This is a genomic window from Pseudomonas protegens CHA0 (assembly GCF_000397205.1).
Taxonomy (GTDB): domain Bacteria; phylum Pseudomonadota; class Gammaproteobacteria; order Pseudomonadales; family Pseudomonadaceae; genus Aquipseudomonas; species Aquipseudomonas protegens.
The window spans coordinates 1,517,922-1,544,895 of sequence record NC_021237.1; the positions used below are offsets into that span (position 1 = coordinate 1,517,922).

Annotated in this window: 24 protein-coding genes; 12 read left to right on the forward strand and 12 right to left on the reverse strand. The window is 63.6% G+C overall.

Translation table 11 applies throughout. From position 1 onward, the window contains the following. Position 1 precedes the first annotated feature (1 nt). The 7 genes from PFLCHA0_RS06800 to emhA form a co-directional block, all read right to left on the reverse strand. On the reverse strand, positions 2-826 hold the full coding sequence (locus PFLCHA0_RS06800; RefSeq protein WP_015634429.1) for a methyltransferase domain-containing protein: 825 nt from the start codon (positions 824-826) through the stop codon (positions 2-4). A 13-nt stretch (positions 827-839) separates the two neighbouring features. Next, the gene (locus tag PFLCHA0_RS06805; protein ID WP_015634430.1) at positions 840-1,229 is read right to left on the reverse strand and encodes a helical membrane plugin domain-containing protein; all 390 of its coding nucleotides are present in this window, start codon (positions 1,227-1,229) and stop codon (positions 840-842) included. A gap of 25 nt (positions 1,230-1,254) precedes the next feature. Then, positions 1,255-2,445, reverse strand: coding sequence for an NAD(P)/FAD-dependent oxidoreductase (locus PFLCHA0_RS06810; RefSeq protein WP_015634431.1), 1,191 nt, complete (start codon positions 2,443-2,445; stop codon positions 1,255-1,257). 244 nt (positions 2,446-2,689) lie between these two features. Beyond that, positions 2,690-3,952: an OprD family porin gene (locus PFLCHA0_RS06815; RefSeq protein WP_041751991.1), complete on the reverse strand. Its 1,263-nt coding sequence runs from the start codon at positions 3,950-3,952 to the stop codon at positions 2,690-2,692. Positions 3,953-4,251: 299 nt separating this feature from the next. Further along, positions 4,252-5,712, reverse strand: a complete 1,461-nt coding sequence (gene adeC, locus PFLCHA0_RS06820) for an AdeC/AdeK/OprM family multidrug efflux complex outer membrane factor (protein ID WP_015634433.1) — start codon at positions 5,710-5,712, stop codon at positions 4,252-4,254. Continuing rightward, entirely contained in the window at positions 5,709-8,855 is a 3,147-nt protein-coding gene (locus PFLCHA0_RS06825) for an efflux RND transporter permease subunit (protein WP_041751993.1), read from the reverse strand. Before PFLCHA0_RS06825 ends, adeC begins: the two co-directional genes overlap by 4 nt. A gap of 3 nt (positions 8,856-8,858) precedes the next feature. Further along, positions 8,859-10,016: an efflux RND transporter periplasmic adaptor subunit EmhA gene (gene emhA / locus PFLCHA0_RS06830; protein WP_015634435.1), complete on the reverse strand. Its 1,158-nt coding sequence runs from the start codon at positions 10,014-10,016 to the stop codon at positions 8,859-8,861. Between the two features lie 265 nt (positions 10,017-10,281). Between emhA and emhR the strand changes: the two genes are divergently transcribed. Beyond that, positions 10,282-10,914 (forward strand): efflux system transcriptional repressor EmhR, encoded by a 633-nt coding sequence (emhR, locus tag PFLCHA0_RS06835; protein WP_011059675.1) that lies wholly within the window; start codon positions 10,282-10,284, stop codon positions 10,912-10,914. 161 nt (positions 10,915-11,075) lie between these two features. Further along, positions 11,076-11,960 carry a DMT family transporter gene (locus tag PFLCHA0_RS06840; protein WP_011059676.1) on the forward strand — a complete coding sequence of 295 codons (885 nt, stop codon included), beginning with the start codon at positions 11,076-11,078 and terminating at the stop codon, positions 11,958-11,960. Between the two features lie 193 nt (positions 11,961-12,153). Here PFLCHA0_RS06840 and PFLCHA0_RS06845 read toward each other — a convergent pair whose 3' ends face one another. Genes PFLCHA0_RS06845 through PFLCHA0_RS06855 form a run of 3 tightly spaced genes read right to left on the reverse strand, consistent with a single transcriptional unit; the run spans position 12,154 to position 14,725 of the window. After that, positions 12,154-13,203, reverse strand: a complete 1,050-nt coding sequence (locus tag PFLCHA0_RS06845) for an alkene reductase (protein WP_011059677.1) — start codon at positions 13,201-13,203, stop codon at positions 12,154-12,156. A 34-nt stretch (positions 13,204-13,237) separates the two neighbouring features. Then, positions 13,238-14,404 carry an MFS transporter gene (locus PFLCHA0_RS06850; protein WP_015634436.1) on the reverse strand — a complete coding sequence of 389 codons (1,167 nt, stop codon included), beginning with the start codon at positions 14,402-14,404 and terminating at the stop codon, positions 13,238-13,240. Between the two features lie 18 nt (positions 14,405-14,422). Further along, positions 14,423-14,725, reverse strand: a complete 303-nt coding sequence (locus tag PFLCHA0_RS06855; protein ID WP_015634437.1) for an ArsR/SmtB family transcription factor — start codon at positions 14,723-14,725, stop codon at positions 14,423-14,425. A gap of 153 nt (positions 14,726-14,878) precedes the next feature. On the opposite strand from PFLCHA0_RS06855, the gene PFLCHA0_RS06860 reads away from it, so the two are divergent. After that, on the forward strand, positions 14,879-15,460 hold the full coding sequence (locus tag PFLCHA0_RS06860; RefSeq protein WP_015634438.1) for an acyl carrier protein phosphodiesterase: 582 nt from the start codon (positions 14,879-14,881) through the stop codon (positions 15,458-15,460). Positions 15,461-15,565: 105 nt separating this feature from the next. Here PFLCHA0_RS06860 and PFLCHA0_RS06865 read toward each other — a convergent pair whose 3' ends face one another. Both PFLCHA0_RS06865 and olsB read right to left on the reverse strand, forming a co-directional pair. Further along, positions 15,566-16,360, reverse strand: a complete 795-nt coding sequence (locus PFLCHA0_RS06865) for a lysophospholipid acyltransferase family protein (RefSeq protein ID WP_011059681.1) — start codon at positions 16,358-16,360, stop codon at positions 15,566-15,568. Then, entirely contained in the window at positions 16,360-17,115 is a 756-nt protein-coding gene (gene olsB / locus PFLCHA0_RS06870; protein WP_015634439.1) for an L-ornithine N(alpha)-acyltransferase, read from the reverse strand. The genes PFLCHA0_RS06865 and olsB overlap by 1 nt, the downstream gene beginning before the upstream one ends. 140 nt (positions 17,116-17,255) lie before the next feature. On the opposite strand from olsB, the gene PFLCHA0_RS06875 reads away from it, so the two are divergent. The 9 genes from PFLCHA0_RS06875 (at position 17,256) to PFLCHA0_RS06915 (ending at position 26,974) form a co-directional block, all read left to right on the forward strand. Continuing rightward, the gene (locus PFLCHA0_RS06875; protein WP_011059683.1) at positions 17,256-18,134 is read left to right on the forward strand and encodes an acyl-CoA dehydrogenase middle domain-containing protein; all 879 of its coding nucleotides are present in this window, start codon (positions 17,256-17,258) and stop codon (positions 18,132-18,134) included. A 195-nt stretch (positions 18,135-18,329) separates the two neighbouring features. Further along, positions 18,330-19,427: a serine hydrolase domain-containing protein gene (locus PFLCHA0_RS06880; protein WP_015634441.1), complete on the forward strand. Its 1,098-nt coding sequence runs from the start codon at positions 18,330-18,332 to the stop codon at positions 19,425-19,427. Further along, positions 19,424-19,753, forward strand: a complete 330-nt coding sequence (locus PFLCHA0_RS06885; protein ID WP_011059685.1) for a hypothetical protein — start codon at positions 19,424-19,426, stop codon at positions 19,751-19,753. The genes PFLCHA0_RS06880 and PFLCHA0_RS06885 overlap by 4 nt, the downstream gene beginning before the upstream one ends. A gap of 171 nt (positions 19,754-19,924) precedes the next feature. Beyond that, on the forward strand, positions 19,925-21,100 hold the full coding sequence (locus tag PFLCHA0_RS06890) for a M20 aminoacylase family protein (protein ID WP_015634442.1): 1,176 nt from the start codon (positions 19,925-19,927) through the stop codon (positions 21,098-21,100). A gap of 101 nt (positions 21,101-21,201) precedes the next feature. Beyond that, positions 21,202-22,512 (forward strand): MFS transporter, encoded by a 1,311-nt coding sequence (locus PFLCHA0_RS06895; RefSeq protein WP_015634443.1) that lies wholly within the window; start codon positions 21,202-21,204, stop codon positions 22,510-22,512. Continuing rightward, positions 22,509-23,972, forward strand: a complete 1,464-nt coding sequence (locus PFLCHA0_RS06900) for an amidase (RefSeq protein WP_015634444.1) — start codon at positions 22,509-22,511, stop codon at positions 23,970-23,972. The genes PFLCHA0_RS06895 and PFLCHA0_RS06900 overlap by 4 nt, the downstream gene beginning before the upstream one ends. 80 nt (positions 23,973-24,052) lie before the next feature. Then, positions 24,053-24,820: an IclR family transcriptional regulator gene (locus PFLCHA0_RS06905; protein WP_015634445.1), complete on the forward strand. Its 768-nt coding sequence runs from the start codon at positions 24,053-24,055 to the stop codon at positions 24,818-24,820. A gap of 183 nt (positions 24,821-25,003) precedes the next feature. After that, a complete protein-coding gene (locus PFLCHA0_RS06910) occupies positions 25,004-26,311 on the forward strand; it encodes an OprD family outer membrane porin (RefSeq protein ID WP_015634447.1) in 1,308 nt (435 codons plus the stop codon). An 81-nt stretch (positions 26,312-26,392) separates the two neighbouring features. Next, positions 26,393-26,974 carry a YceI family protein gene (locus PFLCHA0_RS06915; protein ID WP_015634448.1) on the forward strand — a complete coding sequence of 194 codons (582 nt, stop codon included), beginning with the start codon at positions 26,393-26,395 and terminating at the stop codon, positions 26,972-26,974.

The window sequence follows — 26,974 nt, forward strand, 5'->3', positions numbered from 1 at the left end:
TTCAGACGGTGGCCAGAATGAACACCCGCTTGAACGGGAACAGCGTCCGGCCATCGCCTTCGGGCGGATAGTAGCGATGTACCCGTGCCAGGTAATGGTTGAGGAAGCATTGTCGTTGCCGCTCGTCCAGGCTCAGGAGTACGGGGCGCAAGGCCGAGACCTTGACCCAGTCGAAGATCGGCGACTGGCCTTCCACGACCTGCAGGTGTTCGGTTTCCCAGATGTCCAGTTCCCGAGTCAGGGGCGCCAGCAAACGGTAGTAGCTATCCAGCGACAGTACCCGGCGCTCGGCCATGAACGCCCGCAGCTCCGGGGTGCCCAGCGGCTTGCCGTCCGGTCCTGCCTGTTCCAGGCTTTCGAGTATCAACTGATACCACAGGGCGTCGCGCCAATTGGGCATATGCGCCGCCAGGCAGCCGCCGGGGTTGAGCTGGTTCAACAGGCGCGGCAGCAGGTGTTCGTGGTCACTCATGAAGTGCAGCACTGCGGCAGCGAACAACAGGTCTGCAGGCTGTTCGGCTTTCCATTGCAGCAGGTCGCACCTGCGCCACAGCGCCTTGATCGGCAGGCAGCTGGCTTCGGCAAGCATTTCCGAGGAGCTGTCCACGCCTGTCAGCTCCGCGTAGGGCCAGCGCTGCGCCAGCAGTTGAGTGGCGATACCTGTTCCGCAACCCAGGTCGTAGATGTGATGGGGTTGCTGCAGGGCGACATGATCCAGTAGCTCGACCGCCGGTCGTTCTCGCAGGCGCACGAACTGCTGGTAGGCCTGGGGATCCCATTGGGTGCTGAGGTTCCTGGCCGTGGTCGGCTGAGGCTTGGTACTCATGTAAACATCCTTTTTAAAGTTGTCGTCCAATGACATTCAGGGTTCTGAGGAGCAGGGCTGCGCCACGTCGTGTGTCCTCCTCACGCAGCAGCGAGAGCAGCCCGTACAGGCTGGGAGCGGTACCTTGCGCAGAGGTTTCGGCCTTGGCCATGCGTAGTGCATTGCCCAGTATCCAGCTGGCAGCGGTGGCTTCTTCGAACTGTTGCGCAAGTTTTTCGATCATCGCCTGATCGAGCATGTCGATCAGGTCGCAAAGCAGGGACAACAGGTCGACCATGTTGTCCAGGCGAGCGCTGTCCAGCAGCGGCTGGAGCTTTTTCATCAGGGCTTCCAGGCCTGGCGTGCTGGCGACTTCAGGCTGGGTCGTCCTTGGACCAGGCATGCTTGGATCAAAGCTGTCCATGGCGTTGTCTCCTCCCTGTGCAGGGTCAAAGCATTCCGCGGGCTACGGCCCAGTACAGGCCGCGATTGAATCCGGTGCGCAGCAGGCCACCCAACTTGCTCGACGGGGTGGGCAGAACGTCGTGGGCATAGTCGTACCAAAGGGGCATGCCGGCATTGAGGCCCATCTGCGCGACCGCCTGGACCCTACCGTCATAAACCGCCTCGGGAGAGCCCAGGCGGATTTCTCCGGCAATGTTGTTGGCAATCACCGGGGCCTGGTTGTGGCAGGCGCCGCCGGCCTTGCTGATCGGCAGGTCGACGGTATCGCCAATCACATAGACCCGCTCCAGGCCATAGACTTGCAGGGTTTCGTGATGGGTCGGCAGCCAGCCCTCCTGGCCCTGTGCCTGAGAGGCGCCGGATTCGAGCACGGCGTCCACGGCCCGGATCGGCGGGGTGGCCATGAGGATGTCGAAAGGCTGTTCAGCGCCTTCCTCCGAGTAGGCGATGCGCCGGTCCGGGTCGACCCTGGCCAGGGTGAAGCCGCGCTGGAAGCGGATGTTCCTCTGTTCGAAGATATCCGGCAGCACCTCGCCGACCGGGCGTTGCAGGAACAGGCAATTGCGCAGTAGCTGCGCGGTGCTGGGGTAGGTGTAGATGATCTCGACCCGATCCCGTACTCCGCGCCGCCGCAGGAAGTCATCGAGCATCAGGGTCGTTTCTACCGGCGCGATGCCGCATTGATGAGGAACATTGGGTGTTTGCGGAAACGACACGGTGATGAACACCCGGCCCTTGTCGATCCGGCTCAGGCGCTGTGCCAGTTGCCGGGCAGGCTGGTATTGGTAGAAGTGGTCGCCGGCTTCCTTGAGCCCCTCGATCCGTTCCGGTGCCGGCACGCAGCCGGTGGCGATCACCAGGAAATCGTAGCCAAGACGTTTGCCGCTGCGAGTGTGCAGGCTCTGGCCGGCAAAATCGAAGCGGGTGACGGGGTCGACCCGGAAGGTTATTTCGGGGCGTAGCAGGGAGCGTTCGGGTCGCTTGAGTTCTTCGTGGAAGAACAGGTTGAACGCCACATACATGAAGGCGGGCTTGTAGAAATGATCCGGCGATTCGGACAGCAGGGTGATTTTGACCTCGTCCCTGAGTATCTCCGGGTAGAGCTTGCTGACCAGTTGATTGGCCAGGATGGTACCGCCTACACCTCCTCCGACAATGACGATGTGCTTGCTCATAACGCAGACCCTCCAAGGCTACGTCAGCTTCACGTACGACATCCGATGGATAACGGAACTGAATCGATAGGTTTCCTTTCCTGGAAGCGAGCACTGCCCGCCTGAAGTGAATACCCCTTTACTTTATCTGTGTATTGGATTTTTTTTACTAAGCCCGACCAGCGGACCTTTCCTTGGGCGCCACGGTTCAAGGCCGACAGCTGCAGGGGCCGGCCTTTTGGCTCGGCCCCGTGTTGGAAGGGGCTTACAGCAGGCTGAGGGGATAGCTGATGATCAGGCGGTTCTCGTCGAACTCGTTGTTGCTGAAGTCCCGGCGCATGGTGGAGTTGCGCCACTTCAGGTTGAGGTTCTTCAGTGTGCCGCTCTGGACCGTGTAGGCCACTTCGCTTTCCCGGCCCCATTCCTTGCCGTCGCTGACGGTGGCGGTGTGCACGTTGCTACCGCTGATGTAGCGGTTCATCAGGGTCAGGCCGGGAACGCCCAGCGCGGCGAAGTTGTAGTCATGGCGCACCTGCCAGGACTTCTCCTTGGCGTTGTCGTAGCTGGCGTTGTAGCTGTCGTTGGCCAGGGTGCCGCCGCTGGTGCCATTGACCCGCATCCAGGCGCTGTCGCCAGTGAGCTTCTGCAGGCCCACATAGAAGGTGTTGCCGCCATATTTGGCCGAGAACAGGCCGGACCAGGTGCGGTTCTCCATGTCGCCGGCGCGGGCGCTGCCGTCTTCCTTGCCATAGAAGAAGCCCAGGTTGGCGCCCAGGGTCCAGTCGCCCAGGGGTTGGCTGTGGATCAGGTTGACGAACTGCTGGCTGTAGATGTCCTTGAGCTGGGCATTCCACAGGGCGATCTGGGTGCGCTTGTCGTTGAAGGCATATTCGGCGCCCTGGAAGTTGAAACGGTCGGAGGTGAAGGCCGCTTTGCCGAACATGCTCATGTCACTCATGCTGCTGTCGTCACGCGGGCTGTTGGCGCGGAACTGGCCGCCATAGAGAGTCAGGCCGGCAATTTCCTTCGAGGTGATCTGGCCGCCGCGAAAGGTCTGTGGCAGCGAGCGGCCGTCGTCGGAGCGCAGGATCGGCAGCACTGGCATCCATTCGCCGACCTTGACCTCGGTCTGAGACAGTCGCGCCTTGAAGGCTACTCCCAGGCGTCCGAAGTTGTCCGCCGGGCGGCCGTCGTGATCCAGGGGCAGCAGTTGGGTGCCGCCGGTGCCCTTGCCGCCGTCGAGTTTCAGCGAGTAGAGGCCCAGCACGTCCATGCCGAAACCGACGGTGCCCTGGGTGAAGCCGGACTTTGCATCGAGGATGAAGCTCTGGGTCCATTCCTCGGCCTTGCCCTGGGCCTTGGTCGGGTTGGTGAAGTTGCGGTTGAAATAGAAGTTGCGCAGGGTCAGGTTGGCCTGGGCATCTTCGAGAAAGCCCGACTCTGCAGCCAGTGCCGGCAGGGCGGGGCTGCTCAGCGCCAGGGCCATGAGGCTGGGCAGAAGGTAGGACGGCGGGGTGCTTGGCTTCATTCGTCGGTCTCTCTAATTGTTAGGGGTGCAGCCGGCCAGTGCCGCGCAAAGGGTCTGGGCACAGGTTTCAGGGGAGCAGGGTGGAACCGGAGGTATCAGCCGCAGCGGGCAGGGCGTGGGGGCATGGCATCGGACCTGTTGTTATTGGTGTGTCCAGGTGCCGGGAATGGTGCGTCGCGGATCAGGGCCAATCAATTGGACGAAACACTTTTTGGGCGGTAATCGAACACAAATGTTCCAGTTGGTACATATAAAAAAACCCACCGTCAGGTGGGTTTTTCATATGGCCAGGTGACGCTTCAGAACAGGTGCAGCGCCGGGGCTTTTTCCGCCAGTGGCTCGTTCTTCGCTGTCTGTTCGCTCCAGCCACCGCCGAGGGCCTTGTACAGGTTGACCTCGCTGGTGAGCTGCGACAGGCGATCGGTGATCAGTGCCTGCTGGGCGCTGAACAGCGACCGCTGGGCATCGAGGAAGGTCAGGTTGCTGTCGACCCCGATACGGTAGCGGCGCTCGGCCAGACGATAGTAGTCCTGGTTGGCGTTGACGAAATCACGCTGGGCCTGCAGCTGCTGGTTGTAGGTCTGGCGTGCCGCCAGGCCATCGGAGACTTCCTGGAAGGCGGTCTGGATGGATTTCTCGTACTGCGCGACGGTGATGTCTTTCTGGATTTTCGAGTAGTCCAGGCTGGCGCGCAGGCTGCCGGCGTTGAAGATCGGCAGGTTGATCTGCGGCTGGAACAGCCAGGTGCCCGAGCCCCCCTTGAACAGGCCCGAGAGATCCGGGCTCAAGGTACCGGCATTGGCGGTCAGGCTGATGCTCGGGAAGAACGCTGCCCGCGCCGCACCGATATTGGCATTGGCCGCCTTGAGCTTGTACTCGGCTTCGAGAATGTCCGGACGCCGTTGCAGCAGTTCCGACGGCAGGCCGGCTGGCAGGTCGCTCAGCAGGTCGGCCGAGAGCGGTTGGGCCGCCGGCAGGTTGGCCGGAATCGCCGTGCCCAGCAGCAGGGTCAGGCTGTTTTCATCCTGGGCCACCTGGCGGGTGTAGCGCGCCAGCTGGACCCGGGCGTTTTCCACCGAAGTCCGCGACTGGCTCAGGTCCAGGGCCGAGGCCACGCCCACTTCGTTGCTGCGCGAGGTCAGCCGGTAGCTTTCCTCGTAGGCGGCGAGGGTGTCCTGGGTCAGCTTCAGCAGTTCCTTGTCGGCCTGCCAGGTCATGTAGGCGTTGGCCACGCTGGCTACCAGGCTGATCTGGGTGCTGCGCCGGGCTTCTTCGCTGGAGAAGTAGGTCTGCAAGGCCTGCTCGCTCAGGCTGCGAACGCGGCCGAACAGGTCCAGTTCATAGGCGCTGACGCCCACGGTGGCCGAGTACTGGCTGGAGATCATCTCCTTGCCGGTGCTCGAGGCCCGGGCTGGCAGTCGTTGCCGGCTGCCGCTGCCGTTGGCCGAAACCGCTGGGAACAGGTCCGCACGCTGGATCTGGTACTGCGCGGCATAGGCATCGATGTTCAACGCCGCGACCTTGAGGTCGCGGTTGTTTTCCAGGGACGTCTGGATCAGTTGCTGCAGCGCCGGGTCATGGAAGAACTGCCGCCAGCCCTGTTCGGCGGCCGCCACGTTGGCGGCCTCCTTTGGCGAGTAGGCAGGGCCTTGGGGGAACTGCGCCGCCACCGGCGCTTCCGGGCGCTGGTAATCCGGGATCAGCGAGCAACCACTTAGCGCGATGGCGGTGATTGCCAGGGAGAGTAGCGACTTGCTCATTGGCCAGCCTCATTAGGGGTTGCAGTAGTTTCTGACAGGTCCGCTTTCCTGCGGCCCATGGACGATACGGTGACGAAGAACAATGGCACCCAGAAGATCGCCAGGATAGTCGCGGTGAGCATACCGCCGATCACCCCAGTACCGATCGCATGCTGGCTACCCGAGCCGGCGCCCGTGGAGATGGCCAGTGGCACGACCCCGAGGACGAAGGCCAGGGAGGTCATGATGATCGGCCGCAGACGCATCCGGCAGGCTTCCACCGCGGCGTCTACCAGGCTGCGGCCCTGCTCGTGCAGTTCCTTGGCGAACTCGACGATCAGAATGGCGTTTTTCGCCGCCAGACCAATGGTCACCAACAGGCCTACCTGGAAGTACACGTCGTTGGACAGGCCGCGCATGCTGGTTGCCATCAGTGCACCGATGATCCCCAGGGGCACAACCAGCATCACTGCGATCGGAATCGACCAGCTTTCATACAGCGCTGCCAGACACAGGAACACCATCAGCAGGGACAAGGCGTACAGCGCAGGTGCCTGGGAGCCCGACAGACGTTCCTCGTAGGACAGGCCGGTCCAGGAGATACCGACACCCGCCGGCAGCTTCGCGGCAATGGCTTCGACTTCGGCCATGGCTTCACCGGTACTGTAGCCAGGGGCCGGGGCACCGAGCACTTCCATGGCTTCCACGCCGTTGTAACGGGCCAGCTTGGGCGAGCCGTAGATCCACTCGCCCTTGGCGAAGGAGGAGAACGGCACCATGGTTCCGGCGCTGTTGCGTACGTACCACTTCTTCAGGTCTTCGGGGCTCATGCGGGCACCGGCCTGACCCTGGATGTACACCTTCTTCACCCGACCACGGTCGATGAAGTCGTTGACGTAGCTACTGCCCAGGGCAATCGACAGGGTGTTGTTGATGTCGGTGAGGGTCACGCCCAGGGCACTGGCGCGCTCGTCGTCGATGGTCAACTGGTACTGCGGTTCATCGTTCAGGCCGTTCGGACGTACCTGGGACAGCACCTTGCTCTGGGCTGCCATGCCGAGGAACTGGTTGCGTGCAGCCATCAGTTTCTCATGGCCGATACCGGCGCGGTCCTGGAGGAACACGTCGAAACCGGTGGCGTTACCCAGCTCCAGTACCGCCGGAGGGGCGAAGGCGAACACCATCGCGTCACGGAAACTGAAGAAGTGCTGCTGGGCGCGGGCTGCCAGGTTGAACACGTTGTTTTCCGCGGAACGCTCGCCCCACGGCTTGAGCATGATGAAGGCCATGCCCGAGCTCTGGCCGCGACCGGCGAAGTTGAAGCCGTTCACGGTGAACACCGAAGCCACGGTGTCCTTTTCCTTGTCCAGCAGGTAGGCGCGCATTTCGTCCACCACCACCTGGGTCCGCTCGGCACTGGAGCCGGCCGGCGTCTGTACCTGGGCGAACAGAACGCCCTGGTCTTCTTCCGGCAGGAACGCGGTCGGGATGCGGGTGAACAGCCAGATCATGCCCAGGACGATCAGCACGTAGGCCAGCAGGTACGGAACCTTGTGGCGCAGCATGTTGCCCACGCCGCGTTCGTAGCTCTTCACGCTGCGATCGAAGGTGCGGTTGAACCAGCCGAAGAAGCCGCGCTTCTCGGTGGCGTGTTCGCCTTGCGGTACGGCCTTGAGCATGGTGGCGCACAGGGCCGGAGTGAAGATCAGGGCAACCAGCACCGACAGGGCCATGGCCGAGACCACGGTGATCGAGAACTGCTTGTAGATCACCCCGGTGGAGCCGCTGAAGAAGGCCATTGGCAGCAGTACCGCGGACAGCACCAGGGCGATACCCACCAGGGCTCCCTGGATCTGGCCCATGGACTTTTTCGTCGCCTCCTTGGGCGACAGCCCTTCCTCGTGCATCACCCGCTCGACGTTCTCCACCACGACGATGGCGTCGTCCACCAGCAAGCCGATGGCCAGCACCATGCCGAACATGGTCAGGGTGTTGATGCTGAAACCGGCCGCCGCAAGGATGCCGAAGGTACCCAGCAGTACCACCGGCACCGTCATGGTGGTGATCACCGTGGCGCGGAAGTTCTGCAGGAACAGGAACATCACCAGGAACACCAGGACGATCGCTTCCACCAGGGTTTCAACCACACCCTTGATGGATTCGGTCACCACCGGGGTGGTGTCATACGGGAACACCACCTTCATCCCTTGCGGGAAGAAGGGTTCCAGGTCCTTGATGGTGTTGCGCAGGGCCTTGGCGGTGTCCAGGGCGTTGGCGCCGTTGGCCAGTTTCACTGCCAGGCCGGACGCCGGCTTGCCGTTGAACTGGGCGCTGATGGCGTAGTTCTCGCCACCCAGGCCGACGTCCGCGACATCGCCCAGACGCACTTGCGAGCCGTCCTTGTTGACCTTCAGCAGGATCGCCTTGAACTGCTCGGCAGTCTGCAGGCGGGTCTTGCCGATGATGGTGGCGTTGAGTTGCTGGCCGGGCAGGGCAGGCAGGCCGCCGAGCTGGCCGGACGATACCTGGACGTTCTGCGCGGCAACCGCGGTCTTCACGTCCACCGGGGTCAGGTTGTAGTTGTTCAGCTTGGCCGGGTCGAGCCAGATCCGCATCGCGTACTGGGCACCGAATACCTGGAAGTCACCGACGCCCGCGGTCCGCGAGATCGGGTCCTGCATGTTCGACACGATGTAGTTCGACAGGTCGTCCTTGGACATGCTGCCGTCCTCGGAAACCACGCCGATCACCAGCAGGAAGTTCTTCACTGCCTTGGTCACGCGGATACCCTGCTGCTGCACTTCTTGAGGCAGCAGCGGAGTGGCCAGGTTGAGCTTGTTCTGTACCTGAACCTGCGCGGTGTCCGAGTTGGTGCCCTGTTCGAAGGTCGCGGTGATGGTCATGCTGCCGTCGGAGTTACTTTCCGAGGACACATAACGCAGGTTGTCGATACCGTTGAGCTGCTGCTCGATCACCTGAACCACGGTGTCCTGCACGGTCTGTGCGGAAGCGCCTGGGTAGGTCACGGAGATGGCGATCGCTGGCGGCGCGATGCTCGGGTACTGGTTGATCGGCAATTTGAGGATCGATAGAGCCCCGACCAACATGATCACCAGGGCGATTACCCAGGCGAAGATCGGACGGTCGATAAAAAATTTCGACATGGTTTACTCCCCTTTGCCGCCTGCAGCTTTGTCAGTTGCCTGTGCAGGGGCCGGGTTCTTCGCTGGAACGTTGGTTGCTTCGCTGGCCTTGACTTCAATGCCCGGCTTGACGAACTGCAGGCCTTCGGTGATCAGGCGATCGCCGGCTTTCAGCCCATCTTCCACCAACCACTGGCTGCCGACCGTGCGGCTGGCCTTGAGTTGACGCAGCTCGACCTTGTTATCCGGGCCAACCACCAGGGCGGTCGGGGTGCCTTTCAGGTCGCGCGTCACGCCTTGCTGGGGAGCCAGGATCGCCGCGCTGTTCACCCCGGCTTGCAGCTGGGCGTGGACGAACATGCCAGGCAGCAGGGTGTGCTCCGGGTTCGGGAACACTGCGCGCAGGGTCACCGAGCCGGTGGTTTCGTCCACCGAGACTTCGGAGAATTCCAGCTTGCCGTCGAGCTTGTACTGGCTGCCGTCTTCCAGGGTCAGTTTGACCTTGGCGGCATTGTCGCCGACTTTCTGCAGGCGGCCGCTTTCCAGTTCGCGACGCAGTTCCAGCAGTTCCACCGAGGACTGGGTAACGTCGACGTAGATTGGGTCCAGCTGCTGGATCACGGCCATGGCATCGGCCTGGCCATTGCTCACCAGGGCGCCTTCGGTCACCGAGGAACGGCCGATTCGGCCGGTCAGTGGCGACAGCACTTTGGTGTAGCGCAGGTTGATCTGGGCGCTTTGCAGCGAGGCTTCCGACTGCAGGCGGTTGGCCACGGCAGTGTCGTATTCCTGGCGGCTTACGGCCTGTTCGTTGACCAGTTGCTTGTAGCGATCAGAAATCGACTTGGTCGATTGCAGATTAGCCTCGGCACTCTTCAGCGTTGCCTCATAGACCGATGGATCGATCTGATAAAGCTGCTGACCTTCCTTGACGTCTCCACCTTCTTTGAACAGACGCTTGAGAATGATCCCGTTTACCTGTGGGCGAACTTCGGCGATGCGGAACGCAGTGGTCCGGCCCGGGAGTTCGGAAGTCAAGGTAAAGGCTTGTGGTTGCAGGGTAACGACGCCGACCTGAGGGGCTTGAGGGGCAGGTGCCGCCTCTTCCTTTTTACATCCGCTGAGCAGCGATGCCAGGGCGACGGCAGTGACCAGAGCGGTAACAGCTGGCTTGAGTTGCATGAAAATCCTCGGGTCAGGCACGCAAGATGCGCACAAGAAAAGTGGAAGGGTAAAAATGCTTGGCTGAGTGGATAAGTAGCTTGCTAAGGAATATACTTACGTTCATGGTTGTTTGTAAATACCCCTGCGGCGTACCCATCCGGTTACAAAAGCCCCTGTAGGTGTTGAATTGTAGGCTGGGCAAACGGCACTCGAGATGCCGTTCCATATTTATTCAGAAGGTCTTCACGCATCGCTGAAAGATCCTGATCGAGGTTTTACTGCCATGGTCCGTCGTACCAAAGAGGAAGCTCAAGAAACTCGCAGCCAGATACTCGAGGCCGCCGAAAAGGCCTTTTACGAGCGTGGCGTGGCGCGTACCACCCTGGCCGACATCGCGGCGCTGGCGGGAGTCACGCGAGGTGCCATTTATTGGCACTTCAGCAACAAGGCCGACCTGGTGCAGGCCATGCTCGACAGCCTGCGTGAACCTTTGGATGAAATGGCCGCGGCCAGTGAGAATGTAGATGAAATGGACCCGTTGGGCTGCATGCGCAAGCTGCTCATTCATTTGTTTCATCAAGTTGCCCTGGACCCGAAAACCCGACGCATCAATGAAATCCTGTTTCACAAGTGCGAGTTCACCGACGAAATGTGCGACCTGCGCCGCCAGCGTCGCGCTGCCAGCCTGGACTGCAACGTACACATCGAGCTGGCGTTGCGTAATGCAGTGAATCGTGGGCAATTGCCCGAGAATCTCGATGCGGCGCGGGCAGCTATCACGTTGCATGCGTTCATCGATGGCATTCTCTACCAGTGGTTGCTGGCCCCTGACAGCTTCGCCCTGCACACCGAAGCAGAGCGCTGGATCGACATCGGGCTGGATATGCTGCGCTTGAGCCCCAACCTCCGTCATTAAGACAAAATGCGTAATTGAGTCCGGTTGTGTCAACATTTAAGGCGAGGGACGTTCATACCCGGGGTCGCACTTCACAATGGGGTGCTTTTATATACGGGCTTGCTGCAGGTTGATAGATAGCGAGCTACGTATTTTGTAGGGATTTTGTTGCGGGTGTGTGAATGAGTGTGAGCCCTTCACCGTTCAACGGCGCGGAACACCCCATCAAGGGGATCGCCCTGATCTGCCTGGCGGTCCTGCTGTTTGCCAGCCACGACACGTTATCCAAATACCTGTCGGCTTTTTATCCCATCGTCATGGTGGTCTGGGCCCGCTATGTGGTGCACACCCTGTTGATGCTGGTGGTCTTCGTGCCGCGCAGTGGTTTCTCTGCGGTGGTGCGCACCAAGCGCCCCGGGCTGCAATTGCTGCGGGCCCTGTGCCTGATCGGCACCAGCCTGCTGTTCACCACCGGCCTGCGCTATATACCCCTGGCAGAAGCGACCGCGGTCAACTTCCTGGCGCCCTTGCTGGTGACTGCCCTGTCGGTGCCGTTTCTGGGGGAGCGGGTCAGTCGCGCCCAGTGGCTGGCAGTGCTGGCGGGGTTCGTCGGGGTGCTGATTGTGGTGCGTCCCGGTGGCGCGTTGTTCACGCCGGCAATCCTGCTGCCGCTGGGGTCGGCGCTGTGCTTCGGCTTCTACCAGTTGCTGACCCGCAAGCTCAGTGGTGTCGACAGCCCGACCACTAGCAACTTTCTCACCGGGATCCTCAACAGCCTGATCATGAGCGCGCTGCTGCCGTTCTTTTGGAGCACGCCGACGTTGGTTCATGGGCTGTTCATGATCGGCCTGGGCACCTGCGGCATGCTCGGCCACATGTTGCTGACCCAGGCGTTCCGCCATGCCGCGCCGGCGATGCTGGCGCCTTTCAGCTATGGGCAGATTCTTTTCGCCGGGCTCTTTGGCTACCTGATCTTCGACCATACCCCGGACCAGTACGCCCTGGTCGGTATCGCGGTCATCTGCCTCAGCGGCCTGGCGGTGGCCTGGGCCCAGCGCAAACGCTGAATGGCTTTCTGTAGCCCCTGCCGCAGTCCGCGACAAGGTCCGCAGGACCTTCATCGAACTTGAGATGATCGCGCCCCTTCGGGGCGACCGTGCGTACGCGGCCCGAGCCTGCGGCAGCGGCTACAACGAATGTGCAGGCCATGAAAAAGCCCCGGCTCGCGAGAGTCGGGGCTTTTTATCGAACGATGCAGGCTTACAGAGTCGGGTAGTCGATATAGCCGACCGGGCCCTTGCCGTAGAAGGTTTCCGGGTGCGCTTCGTTCAACGGCGCATCGGCCTTCAGGCGGGCTGGCAGGTCCGGGTTGGCGATGAAGGGCACACCAAAGGCCACGGCGTCAGCCTTGCCAGCGGCCAGCCAGGCGTTGGCGCTGTCCTTGGTGAAGCGTTCGTTGGCGATGTAGGGGCCGCCGAAGGCTTCTTTGAGTTGCGGGCCCAGGCTGTCGGCGCCTTCTTTCTCGCGGGAGCAGATAAAGGCGATACCGCGTTTGCCCAGCTCCCGAGCGACGTAGGTGAAGGTCTCCGCCAGGTTGGCATCACCCATGTCATGGGAGTCGGCACGTGGTGCCAGGTGCACGCCTACCCGGCCGGCACCCCAGATCTCGATGGCCGCGTCGGTGACTTCCAGCAGCAGGCGGGCACGGTTTTCCAGGGAGCCGCCGTACTGGTCGGTACGCTGGTTGGTGCTGCTTTGCAGGAACTGGTCCAGCAGGTAGCCGTTGGCGCCGTGGATTTCCACGCCGTCGAAACCGGCGGCCTTGGCGTTTTCCGCGCCGACCCGGTAGGCGTCGACGATGTCGGCGATCTCAGCGGTTTCCAGGGCCCGCGGAGTTGGGAAGTCGGCCAGTGGGCGCACCAGGCTGACATGCCCCTTGGGCTGGAGGGCGCTGGGTGCCACCGGGGTTTCGCCGTTCAGATAGGACGGGTGGGAGATGCGTCCGACGTGCCACAGCTGCAGGAAGATCTTGCCGCCGGCGCCGTGTACTGCCTTGGTCACATTGGCCCAGCCACGCACCTGGTCGTTGGACCAGATGCCGGGGGTGTCCGGGTAGCCCACGCCCATGGGGGTCACCGAGGTGGCCTCGCTGAGGATCAGGCCGGCGGAAGCCCGTTGTACGTAGTACTCGGCCATCAGCGCGTTGGGTACGCGGCCGGCATCGGCGCGGCAGCGGGTCAGCGGCGCCATGATGATGCGGTTGGACAGTTCGAGATCGCCGAGTTTGATCGGATCAAAGAGAGTCGTCATGGAATGCAGCCTTCTTTAAGGGATAGGGAGAGGATCAGTGGGTTGCAGGAGCCAGTTCGGCGTTACCGCCCTGGCGAAAGGTAATCAGCGTCACCAGCAGGGCCAGGATCGCCAGGGCCGCAGCCGCCAACGGCACGCTGGTCAGGCCGAAGCCGTGGGCGATGACGCTGCCGCCGACCCAGGCACCCAGGGCATTGCCGATGTTGAAGGCGCCGATGTTCAGGGTCGAAACCAGGTTCGGTGCGGCCTTGCCGAAGGTCACTACGTTGACCTGCAACGCCGGCACTGCGGCAAACGAAGCGGTGGCCCAGAGGAACAGGGTGATCTCGGTGGGGATCAGCGCCACGCTGGTCCAGGTCAGTACGGTGGAGACCACGGCCATGGCCGCGAACACGCCGATCAGGGTGGCGCCCAGGCGCTTGTCCGCCAGTTTGCCGCCGATGATGTTGCCCAGGGTCAGGCCCAGGCCGATCAGCAGCAGGGTCCAGGTCACGCCCTTGGGCGAGACACCGGTGACATCACCGAGCAGCGGTGCAACGTAGGTGAAGAGGGTGAACATCGATGCGGCGAACAGCGCGGTCATGCTCAGGGACAGCCAGATACCCGCGCCCTTGAGGGCCGCCAACTCCGCACGCATGTCGAGTTTTTCCTCGTCGCGCTTGGCCGGCAGGAAGCGCAGCAGGCCGATCAGCGCCAGTACGCCGATCACCGTCACCACCCAGAAGGTCGAGCGCCAGCCCGCTGCCTGGCCCAGGGCGGTGCCCAGGGGCACGCCAAGGACGTTGGCCAGGGTCAGGCCGGTGAACATCAGGGCCACGGCCGAAGCGCGCTTGTTGGCGGGCACCAGGCCGGCGGCCACCACTGAACCGATACCAAAGAAGGCACCGTGGCACAGCGCGGTGATCACCCGGGCAAACATCAGCACGTTGTAATCACTGGCCAGTGCACACAGCAGGTTGCCGACAATGAAGATTCCCATCAGCGCCACCAGGGCTGCCTTGCGGGGCAGGCGGGCAGTGGCCAGGGCCATGAAGGGCGCGCCGATGGCCACCCCAAGGGCGTAGCCGGTGACCAGCCAGCCGGCGCCGGGAATCGACACCCCGAGGTCCGCCGCCACATCGGGCAGCAGGCCCATGATGACGAACTCGGTGGTACCGATGGCGAAGGCACTCAAGGCCAGGATGAGAAGCGAAAGGGGCATTGTCGGGTCCTTGTCAGGTCAGAGCTGTTGGCTCATTTGCGTGAGGAACTGCTGGATGGTTTCCTCGTTGCGTTTGAAAAAATGCCATTGGCCGACTTTCCGGCTGCTGATCAGGCCTGCGCGTTGCAAGGTGGCGAGGTGGGCGGACACGGTCGACTGCGACAGGCCGCAGCGTTGGTCGATCTGCCCGGCGCAGACGCCGTGCTCATTGCTGTGAGCCTGATCGGGAAATTCGACAGTCGGGTCTTTCAGCCAGCGCAGGATTTCCCTGCGAACCGGATGTGCCAGGGCTTTTATTATTTCGTCGAGGTCGAGGGACATGGCGGTGCTCGTTTTTTGTGAAACGTTGTATCGCGATGAAGCGAAATTTAAATCGTTATTTCGCGATATACCAATATGATTTTGGTCTTAAATCATTACTTATCGGTATATCGGGTTATAACGATATGTTGGTCGCAGTGCTAAGCTGCGTCCATGAATTATCTCGCACATCTGCACCTTGGCGGCCAGCGCCCGGGTCAATTACTCGGCAGCCTGTATGGCGATTTCGTCAAGGGACGCCTGCAAGGGCAGTTTTCGCCCGAGGTCGAGGCGGCGATCCAGCTGCATCGGCGCATCGATACCTACACTGACAGTCACCCGCTGGTGGTGGCGGCGCTGTCGCGTTTCTCCCTGACGCGAAGGCGTTACGCCGGCATCGTCATCGACGTGTTCTTCGACCATTGTCTGGCCCGGGACTGGCAGCATTACGCCGACCGGCCCCTGCCGCTGTTCACCGCCGAGGTGTACCGGGTGCTGGCGGCCGAGCCGCAGTTGCCGGCGCGGCTGGCGCAGATTGCGCCTTACATGGCGGCGGATGACTGGCTGGGTTCCTATCGCGAGTTCGCGGTGCTGGAGCAGGTGTTGCGGGGGATTGCTCGGCGCCTGTCACGGCCAGAGGAGCTGACCGCGGCGATGGTCGAGCTGGAACGGCTGTATGAACCGTTGAGCGAAGACTTCCGCGCTTTCTACCCGCAATTGCAGGCATTCGCCGCGCAGCACATCCAATTGCCCTGACTCACGATGGCTGTTGTAGGAGCTGGCTTGCCAGCGAAGGTGCTCTCATGACCGACGCAGGTTTCAAGGGCCTTTTCGCCGGCAAGCCGGCTCCTGCAGAGAGTTTCAGGCCGCGACCAGTTCGCCGTTGCGGCGTGGTTCGGCGGGCAGCATGACATCACCGAACAGCGCCTTCTGCACGGCTTGCTGGGCCTGGAAGGCCAGCGCCGCACGTTCCTGGCCCTGGCAGGCAATCGGCTTGAGCAGGTGGATCTCCACCTGGCCCCGGTCATTGGCGAACAGGCGCATCAGGTGCGAGAGCAGATCGTCGTCGCCGATGAAGGGCGCCAGGGTATCGATCTGGCCGTCGCGCAGGTAACGGATCGCCACCGGTTGCAGGCAGACGTCGGCATCGATGGCGCTGGCCAGCAAGCGCCCGTGGAAGGTGCGCAGGCCACGGCCATCGGTGGTGGTGCCTTCGGGGAACAGCAGCAGTGGGTGCTGCTCCTGCAAATGCCGGGTCATCTGCTTGCGGATCAACTGGCTGTCACCGGCGCCGCGGCGGATGAACAGGCTGCCGGCCTTGGCGGCCAGCCAACCGGCCACCGGCCAGGTGCGCACTTCTGCCTTGGACAGGAAGGACAGCGGCGTCAGCATGCCCAGCAGCGGGATATCGGTCCAGGACACATGGTTGCTGATCCAGAGCATCGGTTGGCGGGGCAGCTCGCCATGCACCGAGACCTGAAAGGGCAGGGCATTGCTCAAGCGTGCCATGAAGAAGCGCGACCAGCGCTGGCGCCGGACCATGGAGTTGGCGACCCCCAAGCGTTCCAGCAAACCGAAGATACTGGCCATGCTCAGGCCCAGCGCCACCACCAGCAGCACTCGGGCGATGCGCCCGTAGACCCGCAGCCGGCGCATCAGACCGCCGCCTTGAAGTGCCGGGCGTAGCGCGGGCACAGCTCGTCGCGCTTGAGCAGGATGAACACATCGGCGACCTGGAAATCCTCGTCCCAGCACGGCTCGCCGCAGATCTTCGCGCCCAGGCGCATGTAGGCCTTGAGCAGGGGCGGCATCTCGGCGATCACATTGGACGGAATGTCCAGGCTCGGCAGCGGGTTCTTCGGCTCGGCCCGCAGGTGCTCGGTGCACAGGTAGCGCTCGCGCAGGCGCTGCATGATCGCCTGGGCCTGCACGCCGCCGTCCTGCATGGGAATGCTGGCGCAGCCCATGAGGTAGCTGTAGCCACCCTGATTGAGCACTTCCGCCAGTTCGCCCCAGAGCACGGCGATGGTGCCGCCGTTGCGGTAGGCCGGGTCGACGCAGGTGCGGCCGATCTCCAGGATCGGCCCTTTGAGCTGCACCAGGCCGTGCAGGCTGAATTCTTCTTCGCTGTAGAAACGCCCCAGGCTGCTGGCGGCCTGGTGGTCCAGCAGGCGGGTGGTGGCCACCAGGCGCCCGGTGTTCAGGTCGCGCACACCGATGTGGCTGCAATGAACGTCATAGTCATCCATGTCCAGACCCAGTTCCGCGCCCTTGAGCTTGGCGTTGAACTCGCCACTGAAGACGTTGAAACGCAGGGCCTGGGCTTCTTGCAGAGCCTTCGCGCCGATCAGGCGTTCGGCTTGCAGGCGGCGTTCAGTGCCGGTGTCGCTGATGCGGGCGATCTGAGTCATCGTGAATCTCCGTGCGGGCTACTGACCCGCCTTGGGTTGCAGCCAATCGACTTTGTTGTGCAAAGTCAGGCTATGTAGCCCCGGTGTCATCGCCATGAAGCTTTGGTGATGCTTATATGACAGCCCCTGAGGACCTTCGAATGCCCTGGCAAGCCCTGCTCGAGAGCCGTGAACGATTGCCCGCCAACCCCGACCTGGCCGAGGGCTACGGGGCTTTGCTGGCGCACCTGGGCAACGTCACGCCCTTCGAACTGGCGGTGCGCGGCGGGCGCTTGATGGCCACCCCGGGGCTGGCCTTCCTGGTGGGCTACCAGGCGGCATTGCGCATGTTGTGGCCCAGCGCGCCGTCCAGTCTGGGGGCTTTGTGCGCGACCGAACGCCGCAGCCTGCGCCCGGCGGACATGCAGACCCGCCTGGAGGATCTGCGCCTGCACGGGCGCAAGGATTTCGTCACTGCCGGCGATGCCGCCGACTGGCTGCTGGTGGCGGCTCGCTGCGAAGCCCCGGGGGAGCGCGCAGCCCTGCGCCTGACGGTGGTCTATCCCGGCGAGCCCGGGGTCAAGGTCCAGACCTTGCCTGCCATTGCCCTGATGCCGGAGATCAGCCACGGCTGCCTGGAGCTGGACAACGCCGCCTGCGAGTTGCTCGCCGGCGACGGCTGGGATGCCTACGTCAAGCCGTTCCGCACCCTGGAAGACATCTATGTCCTGAGCGCCATGCTGGCCTGGCTGTATGGCGTGGGGCAGGACAGCGGCTGGCCGCAGCCTTTGCAGTTGCAACTGCTGGGCTTGCTGGCCGGCTGTGCCGAAGCCAGCCGGCAGAACCCGGCGCTGAGCAGCGGGCACATTCTGCTGGCGGGCCTGTTCGTGCAGTTCGAGGCGCTGAAACCCGAGATCGGCATTGCCTTCGCCCAGGGGCCACAGCTCTGGCGCGAGCAATGGACCCGCGACCAGGCCCTGCTGGACCTCGCCGCCAGCGCTCGCGCACAGCGCCTGGCCAAGGCCCTGGCCTCCCTGTAGGAGCCGGCTTGCCGCGAGGAGTGTGCAGTCTCCGAAACCGCATTCGCTGGCAAGCCAGCTCCTACAAGAAGCGGTTCTCGCGCCCTATCGAATATTCGGCCAACCCTGTAGGAGCCGGCTTGCCGGCGAAGGTTGTCGCGAAACGGTCATGTGCCCGCAATAGGCTCGGCCCCAGACGGCTCTCGAGTGTCCTTCATGCCCAAAGCTTGGTTGCTGCTGGCCCTGCTTCTATTACTCAGCCTGCCGGCCCGGGCCGAGGAGTGGCCGGCGCTGCAATGGAGCCAGGGCACGCCAGCCAGCGGCCCGGCGCTGCAGGCCCTGGAGTATTACGCCTTTGTGCCCCGGGACGATGAGTCCCGCCAGGGCATTCGCACCGACGCCTTGTTGGTGATCCGCGACGGTCGACTGCTCTACGAGCGCTACGCCGGGGCAACCGGGCCACAGACGCCCCATCTCGCCTGGTCTGCCAGCAAGAGCCTGCTGGCGGTGCTGCTGGGGGTGGCCTTTGGCGAGGGGCGGTTCCAGTTGCAGGACCCGGCGGCGAAGTTCTACCCGCCGCTCGAGGCCCATCCCGACATCACCCTGGCGGACCTGCTGCACTGGGCCTCGGGCCTGGATTGGCAGGAAGACTATGAATACGCCCCTCTCAACTCTTCGGTGGTGGCCATGCTCTACACCCGCGGGCACCGGGACATGGCCGCCTTCACCGCGCAACAGGCCGCCTCCGGCCCGCCGGGCCAGGTGTTTCGCTATTCCAGCGGCGACAGCAACCTGCTGGCGGCCAGCCTGCGGGGCATGGTGGGGGAGGGGCAGTATGCGGACTATCCCTGGCGTGCCCTGTTCGAACCCCTGGGCATCACCCAGGCGGTGTGGGAGCGGGATGCTGCTGGCACTTTCGTCGCTTCCTCGTACCTCTACCTGACGGCCCGCGATCTGGCTCGCATTGGCCTGCTGATGCAGCGCGATGGCCGTTGGCGCGACCGGCAATTGCTGCCCAAGGCCTGGGTCGAATTCTGCCGCACGCCCTTTCGTGGCTATCGGGCCAACCAGGACGTGGCCGTGGCGGGCGGGCACTGGTGGCTCAACCGCGAGGTGGACGGGGCGCCAAGGCCCTGGCCGGATGCCCCCGCCGATACCTACGCCGCGCTGGGACACTGGGGCCAGGCGCTGTATGTGCTGCCGGCGCAGCGCCTGGTGATCGTGCGCTATGGCGACGACCGTGACGGCAGCTACCAGCACAATGAACTGCTCAAGCGGGTGCTGGCCGCCTTCGCCACGCCGGAGCAGCCATGAAGCCCTGGCCCTTGATCCGTCGGCGTCCGCTGCTCAGCCTGCTGGCGCTCGGGCTGCTCCTGCTGCTGGGCTGGGGCTGGCAGCAGCGGGTGGCGTTGCAGGCCTTCCCGGACATCCTCGGGGCCTACACCGCCAAGGAGTACTGCTCCTGCCGTTACGTCATGCAACAACCTGCCGACTACTGCCGCGCCTACGTGCGCCAGTACCTGCCCACCAGCGCTTTTCTCGATGAGCCGCAGCCCCGTCGTGTCACCGCCAGCGCGCTGGGGCGCACCCATAGCGCGGTCTGGCGCAGTGCCCGTGAAGGTTGCCGCCTGGACCCCTGACCGGGGTCGAAACGATGGCGGCAGCTTTGTGTTCCATCCAGTGGAACCACATTTGATTGTCCTGTGCCCCGGCTCGCGGTTATCTGACGCAGAGCTTCGAGCACGCCCTGGCCCTCGTGCAGCGCTCCGAAAAAAAGAACGGGAACCCACCCGGCCCAGAGGAGATACGCCATGACCCGACACCAGCACATTCTTGCCTGGCTCAACGATGTCGCCAGCGACCTGCGGGCCATCCGCCAGGACATTCACGCCCACCCCGAGCTGGGTTTCGAGGAAAACCGCACCGCGGCGCTGGTGGCCCGCAGCCTTGAAGAGTGGGGTTATGAAGTGCACACCGGCGTGGGCCGGACCGGCGTCGTAGGGGTGCTGCGCAACGGCAGCAGCCCCCGCACCCTGGGCCTGCGGGCCGACATGGACGCCCTGCCGATCATCGAGAACACCGGGGTGCCCTACAGCAGCCGCTACAGCGGTTGCATGCACGCCTGCGGGCATGATGGCCACACCACCCTACTTCTCGGGGCGGCCCGTTACCTGGCGGCCACCCGGCAGTTCGACGGCACCCTGAACCTGATCTTCCAGCCGGCGGAGGAGGGCCAGGGTGGCGCCGAGGCCATGCTTGCCGACGGCCTGCTGGAGCGTTTCCCCTGTGATGCCCTGTTTGGCCTGCACAACATGCCAGGGCTGCCGGCCGGGCACCTGGGCTTTCGCGAGGGGCCGATGATGGCCTCCCAGGACCTGCTCAACGTGATAGTCGAAGGCGTCGGCGGCCATGGCTCCATGCCGCACCTGACGGTAGACCCGCTGGTGGCAGCGGCGAGCATGGTCATGGCCTTGCAGACAGTGGTAGCGCGCAACATCGATGCCCAGGAAGCCGCGGTGGTCACCGTCGGGGCCCTGCAAGCGGGCGAGGCGGCCAACGTCATTCCCCAGCAGGCCCTGCTGCGCCTGAGCCTGCGGGCCCTCAACGCACCGGTGCGCGAGCAGATGCTGGAGCGGGTCAAGGCCATTATCCGCAGCCAGGCCGAGAGTTTCGGTTGCTCGGTCAGCATCGAGCATCGCCCGGCCTATCCGGTGCTGGTCAACAGCCCGGAGGAAACCGAGTTCGCCCGCAAGATCGGTGTCGAGCTGGTGGGGGCCGAGGCGGTCAACGGCAATACGCCGAAGCTGATGGGCAGCGAAGACTTCGGCTGGATGCTGCAGCGCTGCCCGGGCAGCTACCTGTTCATCGGCAACGGCGTGGCCCAGCCGATGGTGCATAACCCGGGTTACGACTTCAACGACGACATCCTCCTCACCGGCGCGGCCTATTGGGGTGCCCTGGCGGAAAGCTGGCTCAAACCGTCCTGACCCTTCCTGTTCCTGTGTCCCTGACTGCCCCGGGCGTGTTGTAGGCGCCCGGCACTTTAGCGAGCCCGCCAGAAGGCTCAAAAGTCTCCAAGGAACATCCCATGAGCGTCTCGACTCCCTCTGTTTCCAGGACCCGGCAGGTGGTTGCCGCCGTGGTCGGCAACGCCCTGGAATGGTACGACTTCATCGTCTACGGCTTTCTCGCCAGCTTCATCGCTCGCCAGTTCTTTCCCGCGGAAGACGAATACACCTCGCTGCTGATGGCCCTGGCCACCTTCGGCGTGGGTTTCTTCATGCGCCCGGTGGGCGGTGTGCTGCTGGGGATCTATTCCGATCGCAGGGGCCGCAAGGCGGCGATGCTGGTGATCATCCAACTGATGACCCTGGCCATCGCGATGATCGTGTTCGCCCCCAACTATGCGGCCATCGGTATCGGAGCGCCGCTGCTGATCGTGGTGGCACGCATGCTCCAGGGCTTTGCCACCGGTGGCGAGTACGCCAGCGCCACGGCCTACCTGGTGGAGAGTGCGCCGCCCCACCGCAAGGGCCTTTACGGCTCCTGGCAGTTGGTGGGGCAGTGCCTGGCGGTATTCAGCGGGGCGGCGATGGTGGCGGCGGTGACCCATTTCTTTTCGCCCCAGACCCTGGAACTCTGGGGCTGGCGCCTGCCATTCGTGATCGGCCTGCTGATCGGTCCGGTGGGGCTGTGGATCCGCAAGTACATGGAAGAGCCGCAAGCCTTTGTCGAGGCACGCAAGCAGGTGCGTGGCAAAGGGCCCGGGTTGTGGCAGGTGGTATCGGCCTATCGCCGAGCGATCCTGGTGTCCATGTGCATGTGCTGCGGGGGCACCGTGTCCTTTTATGTGGTGCTGGTGAACATGCCGACCTTTGCCCACACCAACCTCGGCCTGCCCCTGGATCAGGTGCTGTTGGTGCAGATGTTCGCCGTGGCCCTGATGACCCTGGTGATTCCCTTTGCCGGGGCCTTGTCGGATCGCATTGGGCGACGTCCAGTGCTGATGGCGTTCACCCTGGCGTTTTTTGTCATGGTCTATCCCTTGTATGTGTGGGTCGCTGCGGCGCCGTCCATCGAGCGCCTGCTGGTGATGCAGATGCTGCTTTGCGGGGCCATCGGCGGTTTCTTCGGCCCCGGCCCCACGGCCCTGGCCGAGCAGTTTCCCATCGAGGTGCGCTCCACCGGAGTGTCGGTGGCGTATAACGTCACGGTCATGCTGTTCGGTGGCTTTGCGCCGTTGATCGTGACCTGGCTGAGCAAGGTCATGGCCACGCCGGTGGCGCCAGCCTTCTATGTCCTGCTGACCTCGGTCCTCAGCCTGCTGGGTACCTACTGCATGTATGACGCGGTCAGAGACGAAAAACCCGATGCCGTGACCCTGGGAGGTGAGTCTTGATCAACCCCGCAGAACCATCGATCAATGCGTCGATTGTCGACCTGGATGCCCTGGCGCTGTCCCGGGCCATCCATGCCCGCGAGCTGTCCTGCCGCGAAGTGATGCAGGCCTACCTGGCGCAGATCGAGCGCTGCAATCCACTGGTCAATGCCCTGGTCTCGCTGGGGGACCCCGAGGCCCTGCTGGAGCAGGCCGACGAGCGAGACCGGCAGTTGGCCCAGGGCCAGTCCATGGGCTGGATGCACGGCATGCCCCAGGCGATCAAGGACCTGGCGGCCACCGCCGGGATGACCACCAGCATGGGTTCGCCGCTGTTTGCCGAGCATGTGCCCCAGGAGGATGCCATCAGCGTGGCGCGGGTCCGGGCCAGTGGCGCGATCATCGTCGGCAAGAGCAACGTGCCCGAGTTTGGCCTGGGCTCCCATACCTACAACCAGCTGTTCGGCACCACGGGCAACGCCTACGACAGCACCCTGTGTGCCGGCGGCAGCAGCGGCGGCGCCGCGGTGGCTCTGGCCCTGCGCATGCTGCCGGTGGCCGACGGTAGCGACATGATGGGCTCGTTGCGCAACCCCGCAGCCTTCAACAACGTGTTCGGCATGCGCCCCTCCCAGGGCCGGGTGCCGTTCGGCCCGACTCCGGAACTGTTCGTGCAGCAGTTGGCCACCGAAGGTCCCATGGGGCGCACGGTGGCCGACGTGGCGCGGCTGTTGGGTACCCAGGCCGGGTTTGACGCCCGGGCGCCTCTGTCGCTGAAGGACCTATCGGCGCAACCGGAGGCGGCGCTGCAACGAAATGTGAAGGGCCTGCGCCTGGGCTGGCTGGGGGACTACAACGGCTACCTGGCCATGGAGCAGGGCGTACTGGGCCTGTGCGAAAAGGCCCTCGGGGATTTCGCCAGCCTGGGCTGCGAGGTGGAAAGCTGCCAGCCGGACTTTTCCCTGGCCCAGCTTTGGGATTGCTGGCTGGTACACCGCCACTGGCTGGTCCAGGGCTCCCTGGGGGCGCTGTACGACGACCCGGACAAGCGCCGCTGGCTCAAGCCGGAAGCGTGCTGGGAAGTGGAGGGCGCGGCGAAGCTGAGCGCGGCGGATGTGTATCGCGCTTCCCAGAGCCGCAGCGACTGGTATCGCGCGTTGCAGCGCCTGTTCGAGCGTTACGATTTCCTGCTGCTGCCCACCGCCCAAGTGTTCCCTTTCGATGCACGGCAAGCCTGGCCGCGGCAGATCGATGGGCAGGAAATGGACACTTACCACCGCTGGATGGAAGTGGTGATCGGCCCGACCCTGGCCGGCTTGCCCAGTATCAGCATTCCGGTGGGTTTCAACCTGGCCGGTTTGCCCATGGGGCTGCAGATCATCGGTCCGGCCCAGGCCGACCACGCCGTGCTGCAATTGGCTTACGCCCATGAGCAGCTGACGCAGTGGGTGCGGCAGCGGCCGCAGGGCAACCTGCGGTAATCAAAGGGGTGTGGTCGCCAAGGTCCGCAGGCCCGCATCTTGCTGGGTAAAACCTTTTCCTCAGTCAGGGAGCTCGGACTATGGCCAGCAAGGTAGAAACCGGCAGCGTGCGCTCTGTGGAGCGGGCCCTGGCCATTGTCGAGCTGATCGGCCAGCACCAGGCCCTGGGCCTGGAGGAGCTGCACTACCTGACGGGCCTGGCCAAGGCCACGGTATCGCGCATGCTGCTGACCCTGCAGGAACAGGGCTGGATCTATCGAGGCCTGAGTGACCGGCGCTACCGCCTGAGCGCCCGGAGCCTGTTCGGTGACAGCCGGCAGCGCTTCAAGCGCCAGATGGTGGAGCAGGCGGCGCCCTGGTTGCTGGAATTGAGTGCACGTACCGGGTTGGTCACCGACCTGTCGAGCTTCGACGGCGAGAGCCTGGAGGTCCTGGAAAGTGCGGTGCCCGAGGTATTGCGCAAGCGCTACCCGAGCAACAGCCGGATTGTCGGCCAGCATGCCAGCCTGTTTCATTCGGCCATGGGCAAGGCCTGCCTGGGGGCCCTGGCCAGTGCAGAAGTCGAGCGTCTGGCCGAGCAGGAGCAGGTGCCGGCCGAAGCCCGGCAACAGTGCCTGGAATCCCAGCACCTGGGGTTCGGCCAGCGCACCGAAGGGCACTGGGAATACCCGGTGCGCCTGCCGTTCCTGATCCGCGCCGTGGCCTTGCCGCTGCAGGCCGAAGGCCGGGTGATCGGCAGTATCGCCCTGCACTGGCCGCGGGACCTGGCCTGTGTCGAACAGGTGCGCAACCGCCACCTGTGGCTACTGGCGGAAACCGTCGAGCAGGTGCAGAAAGACATCGCCTGAAACCTCCCGCTCGGGCCTTCCGGCTGCCCTGATCGTGCTGCCCGGACAACGCTCTCCTCAGACACCGGGTTCCATTCTGCGGAACCAGTGCCCATTGCCCTTTGCCCCGCTGCTCCGAGAATGAAGCCTGGTCCGCCTTCGGCGGCCATGACGCCAATTCCAATAATAAGAACAGGTGATCTCATGCGGGCTGAGCAACGTTATCTGAGCGGGTTGTTGTGTTGTCTGGTGGCCGGTGGGGCCTTGGCCGAGGGCTTTTTCGAGGACAGCCGCAGGTCCTTGCGTTACAGCCAGTCCTACTGGAAGGAAAACGACGGGGGAGGGTTCGGTCCGACCCGGGATGAATGGGTACAGGCCACCCAGTTCAGCTTCAGTTCCGGCTGGTACCGCGAGGTGCTGGGGCTCGACTACAGCTATGGCCTGGCCGATGCCTTGCACGTAGGGCGAGACGCCAACAACATCAGCAACCTGCGAGCCGACCGCAGCGTGCAGCAGCCCCATGGCATCGCCAAGCCACTCGAGCTGTACCTGCGTGGGCGCTGGGTGGATGAAGCCGGAACCTTCAGCGCCGGAGTGGGGAAAAAAAGCCGGCAATACCAGCTTTACCGCGACGATCGCTATTCGCGCATCCTGCCGGCGGCCACCCTGGGCCAGGACCTGAGCTACGAGCGTGGCGCGCTGAGCCTGAACTTCAGCCGCATCGACGGTTTCAGCCCGCGCAACGACTCGGGCTGGAGCCAGGACCTGCGCAACTATCGAGGGCAGAGGATCGATGACCTGCGGCTCTATGCCCTGGGTCATGTGTTGCCTGGTGGCAGCAACCTGCAGCTTGAATACGGCGTGGCCCGGGACTACCTGCGCGCGTCCTCGGTGAAACTGACCCACAGTTTCGAACTGGCCCCCGAGCGCGGCATCGATGTGTATGCCATCTGGGGGCGCCAACAGGATGCCGGCAAGCGCTTCGAGTATTCCGGCGTGCGCGGCCTGTATGAGGCGGAGCGCTCTCACGATGCTCGGCATCTGGATCTGCTGTTCAAGTACCGGTTCAGCCGCTACTACGCCGGGCTGACCTGGAACAAGGTCTGGGGTGACGACTATGACCGCACCTTCTTCGCCCAGGACAACGGCACCTGGAACAGCAGCGGCAAGCTGTTCTACTACTTCGGCCTGCAGGACGAGGAGATGTTCAAGCTGCTGGGAGGCATGGATTTCGCCGACTTCGGCTTGCCGCGGCTGAAGTTGGATATGCACTACGCTGCCTCCAATCACGCCAAAGGCTACGCAGGTTTTTCCCGCCGGGAATTTCAGAGCGTGCTGCGCTATGCCTTCGACGGCTGGTTCGATGGGCTCGATGTCGCCTGGCTGCACGGGCGCTTTCGTACCCACGGGGAGCCCGACGGCATCCAGCGCCAGAGCCTCTCCGGAGGACCGGCAGGCATCATCAGCCATAGCGCCGAACGCTTCTACCTGAACTATACCTACCGCTTCTAGCTCTACTGCGCCGCCTGCCGTGACGTTTGCCAGCCTTCTGGCGGGCGGTTAAGGTGGCGCCTTCTGTACATGGGAGCTTGCATGCGTACGCCGATCCGCCTTCTTTTCAGCCTGCTCGGGGTACTGGCCCTGCCGGCCCAGGCCAACTGGTACCTGGACAACGAATCTTCCCGCGTGTCCTTCGTCACCACCAAGAACGCCAGTGTTTCCGAGGTCCAGCGCTTTCTGGTGCTGCATGGCAAGGTCGATGGCAAGGGCCAGGCGCAGTTGCAGATCGAACTGGAGTCGGTGAGCAGCGGGATTCCCTTGCGCGATGAGCGCATGCGCCAGGAACTGTTCCAGATCGCCCAGTTTCCCGAGGCGCGGATCAGTGCACAGATCAACCTGCGACCGATCAACGACCTGGCCCCCGGCGCACAGATCGAATTGCTGCTGCCGGTCACCGTCGCCCTGCACGGCCAGGAACACACCTACAACGCCGAACTGCTGGCCACCCGCCTGGATGACCGGCGCTTCCAGGTGGTGACCCTGGAGCCTCTGGTGCTTAACGCCGAGGACTTCAACCTGGCCCCCGGCCTCGACAGCCTGCGCAAGATGGCCGGGTTGTCGGCCATCAGTTTCTCGGTGCCGGTGGGTGCGGTGCTGATCTTCACGGCGCGCTGA

Excerpts from the sequence above, each read along its gene's own strand:
- PFLCHA0_RS06910 (WP_015634447.1), top strand. The coding sequence starts at position 25,004 with ATGCGGGCTGAGCAACGTTATCTGAGCGGGTTGTTGTGTTGTCTGGTG.
- PFLCHA0_RS06890 (WP_015634442.1), top strand. The coding sequence starts at position 19,925 with ATGACCCGACACCAGCACATTCTTGCCTGGCTCAACGATGTCGCCAGC.
- PFLCHA0_RS06855 (WP_015634437.1), bottom strand. The coding sequence starts at position 14,725 with ATGTCCCTCGACCTCGACGAAATAATAAAAGCCCTGGCACATCCGGTT.
- PFLCHA0_RS06875 (WP_011059683.1), top strand. The coding sequence starts at position 17,256 with ATGCCCTGGCAAGCCCTGCTCGAGAGCCGTGAACGATTGCCCGCCAAC.
- PFLCHA0_RS06865 (WP_011059681.1), bottom strand. The coding sequence starts at position 16,360 with ATGCGCCGGCTGCGGGTCTACGGGCGCATCGCCCGAGTGCTGCTGGTG.
- PFLCHA0_RS06905 (WP_015634445.1), top strand. The coding sequence starts at position 24,053 with ATGGCCAGCAAGGTAGAAACCGGCAGCGTGCGCTCTGTGGAGCGGGCC.
- PFLCHA0_RS06885 (WP_011059685.1), top strand. The coding sequence starts at position 19,424 with ATGAAGCCCTGGCCCTTGATCCGTCGGCGTCCGCTGCTCAGCCTGCTG.
- PFLCHA0_RS06860 (WP_015634438.1), top strand. The coding sequence starts at position 14,879 with ATGAATTATCTCGCACATCTGCACCTTGGCGGCCAGCGCCCGGGTCAA.
- PFLCHA0_RS06815 (WP_041751991.1), bottom strand. The coding sequence starts at position 3,952 with ATGAAGCCAAGCACCCCGCCGTCCTACCTTCTGCCCAGCCTCATGGCC.
- PFLCHA0_RS06800 (WP_015634429.1), bottom strand. The coding sequence starts at position 826 with ATGAGTACCAAGCCTCAGCCGACCACGGCCAGGAACCTCAGCACCCAA.
- PFLCHA0_RS06895 (WP_015634443.1), top strand. The coding sequence starts at position 21,202 with ATGAGCGTCTCGACTCCCTCTGTTTCCAGGACCCGGCAGGTGGTTGCC.
- emhA (WP_015634435.1), bottom strand. The coding sequence starts at position 10,016 with ATGCAACTCAAGCCAGCTGTTACCGCTCTGGTCACTGCCGTCGCCCTG.
- PFLCHA0_RS06850 (WP_015634436.1), bottom strand. The coding sequence starts at position 14,404 with ATGCCCCTTTCGCTTCTCATCCTGGCCTTGAGTGCCTTCGCCATCGGT.
- olsB (WP_015634439.1), bottom strand. The coding sequence starts at position 17,115 with ATGACTCAGATCGCCCGCATCAGCGACACCGGCACTGAACGCCGCCTG.
- PFLCHA0_RS06915 (WP_015634448.1), top strand. The coding sequence starts at position 26,393 with ATGCGTACGCCGATCCGCCTTCTTTTCAGCCTGCTCGGGGTACTGGCC.
- PFLCHA0_RS06825 (WP_041751993.1), bottom strand. The coding sequence starts at position 8,855 with ATGTCGAAATTTTTTATCGACCGTCCGATCTTCGCCTGGGTAATCGCC.
- emhR (WP_011059675.1), top strand. The coding sequence starts at position 10,282 with ATGGTCCGTCGTACCAAAGAGGAAGCTCAAGAAACTCGCAGCCAGATA.
- adeC (WP_015634433.1), bottom strand. The coding sequence starts at position 5,712 with ATGAGCAAGTCGCTACTCTCCCTGGCAATCACCGCCATCGCGCTAAGT.
- PFLCHA0_RS06880 (WP_015634441.1), top strand. The coding sequence starts at position 18,330 with ATGCCCAAAGCTTGGTTGCTGCTGGCCCTGCTTCTATTACTCAGCCTG.
- PFLCHA0_RS06845 (WP_011059677.1), bottom strand. The coding sequence starts at position 13,203 with ATGACGACTCTCTTTGATCCGATCAAACTCGGCGATCTCGAACTGTCC.
- PFLCHA0_RS06840 (WP_011059676.1), top strand. The coding sequence starts at position 11,076 with ATGAGTGTGAGCCCTTCACCGTTCAACGGCGCGGAACACCCCATCAAG.
- PFLCHA0_RS06810 (WP_015634431.1), bottom strand. The coding sequence starts at position 2,445 with ATGAGCAAGCACATCGTCATTGTCGGAGGAGGTGTAGGCGGTACCATC.
- PFLCHA0_RS06805 (WP_015634430.1), bottom strand. The coding sequence starts at position 1,229 with ATGGACAGCTTTGATCCAAGCATGCCTGGTCCAAGGACGACCCAGCCT.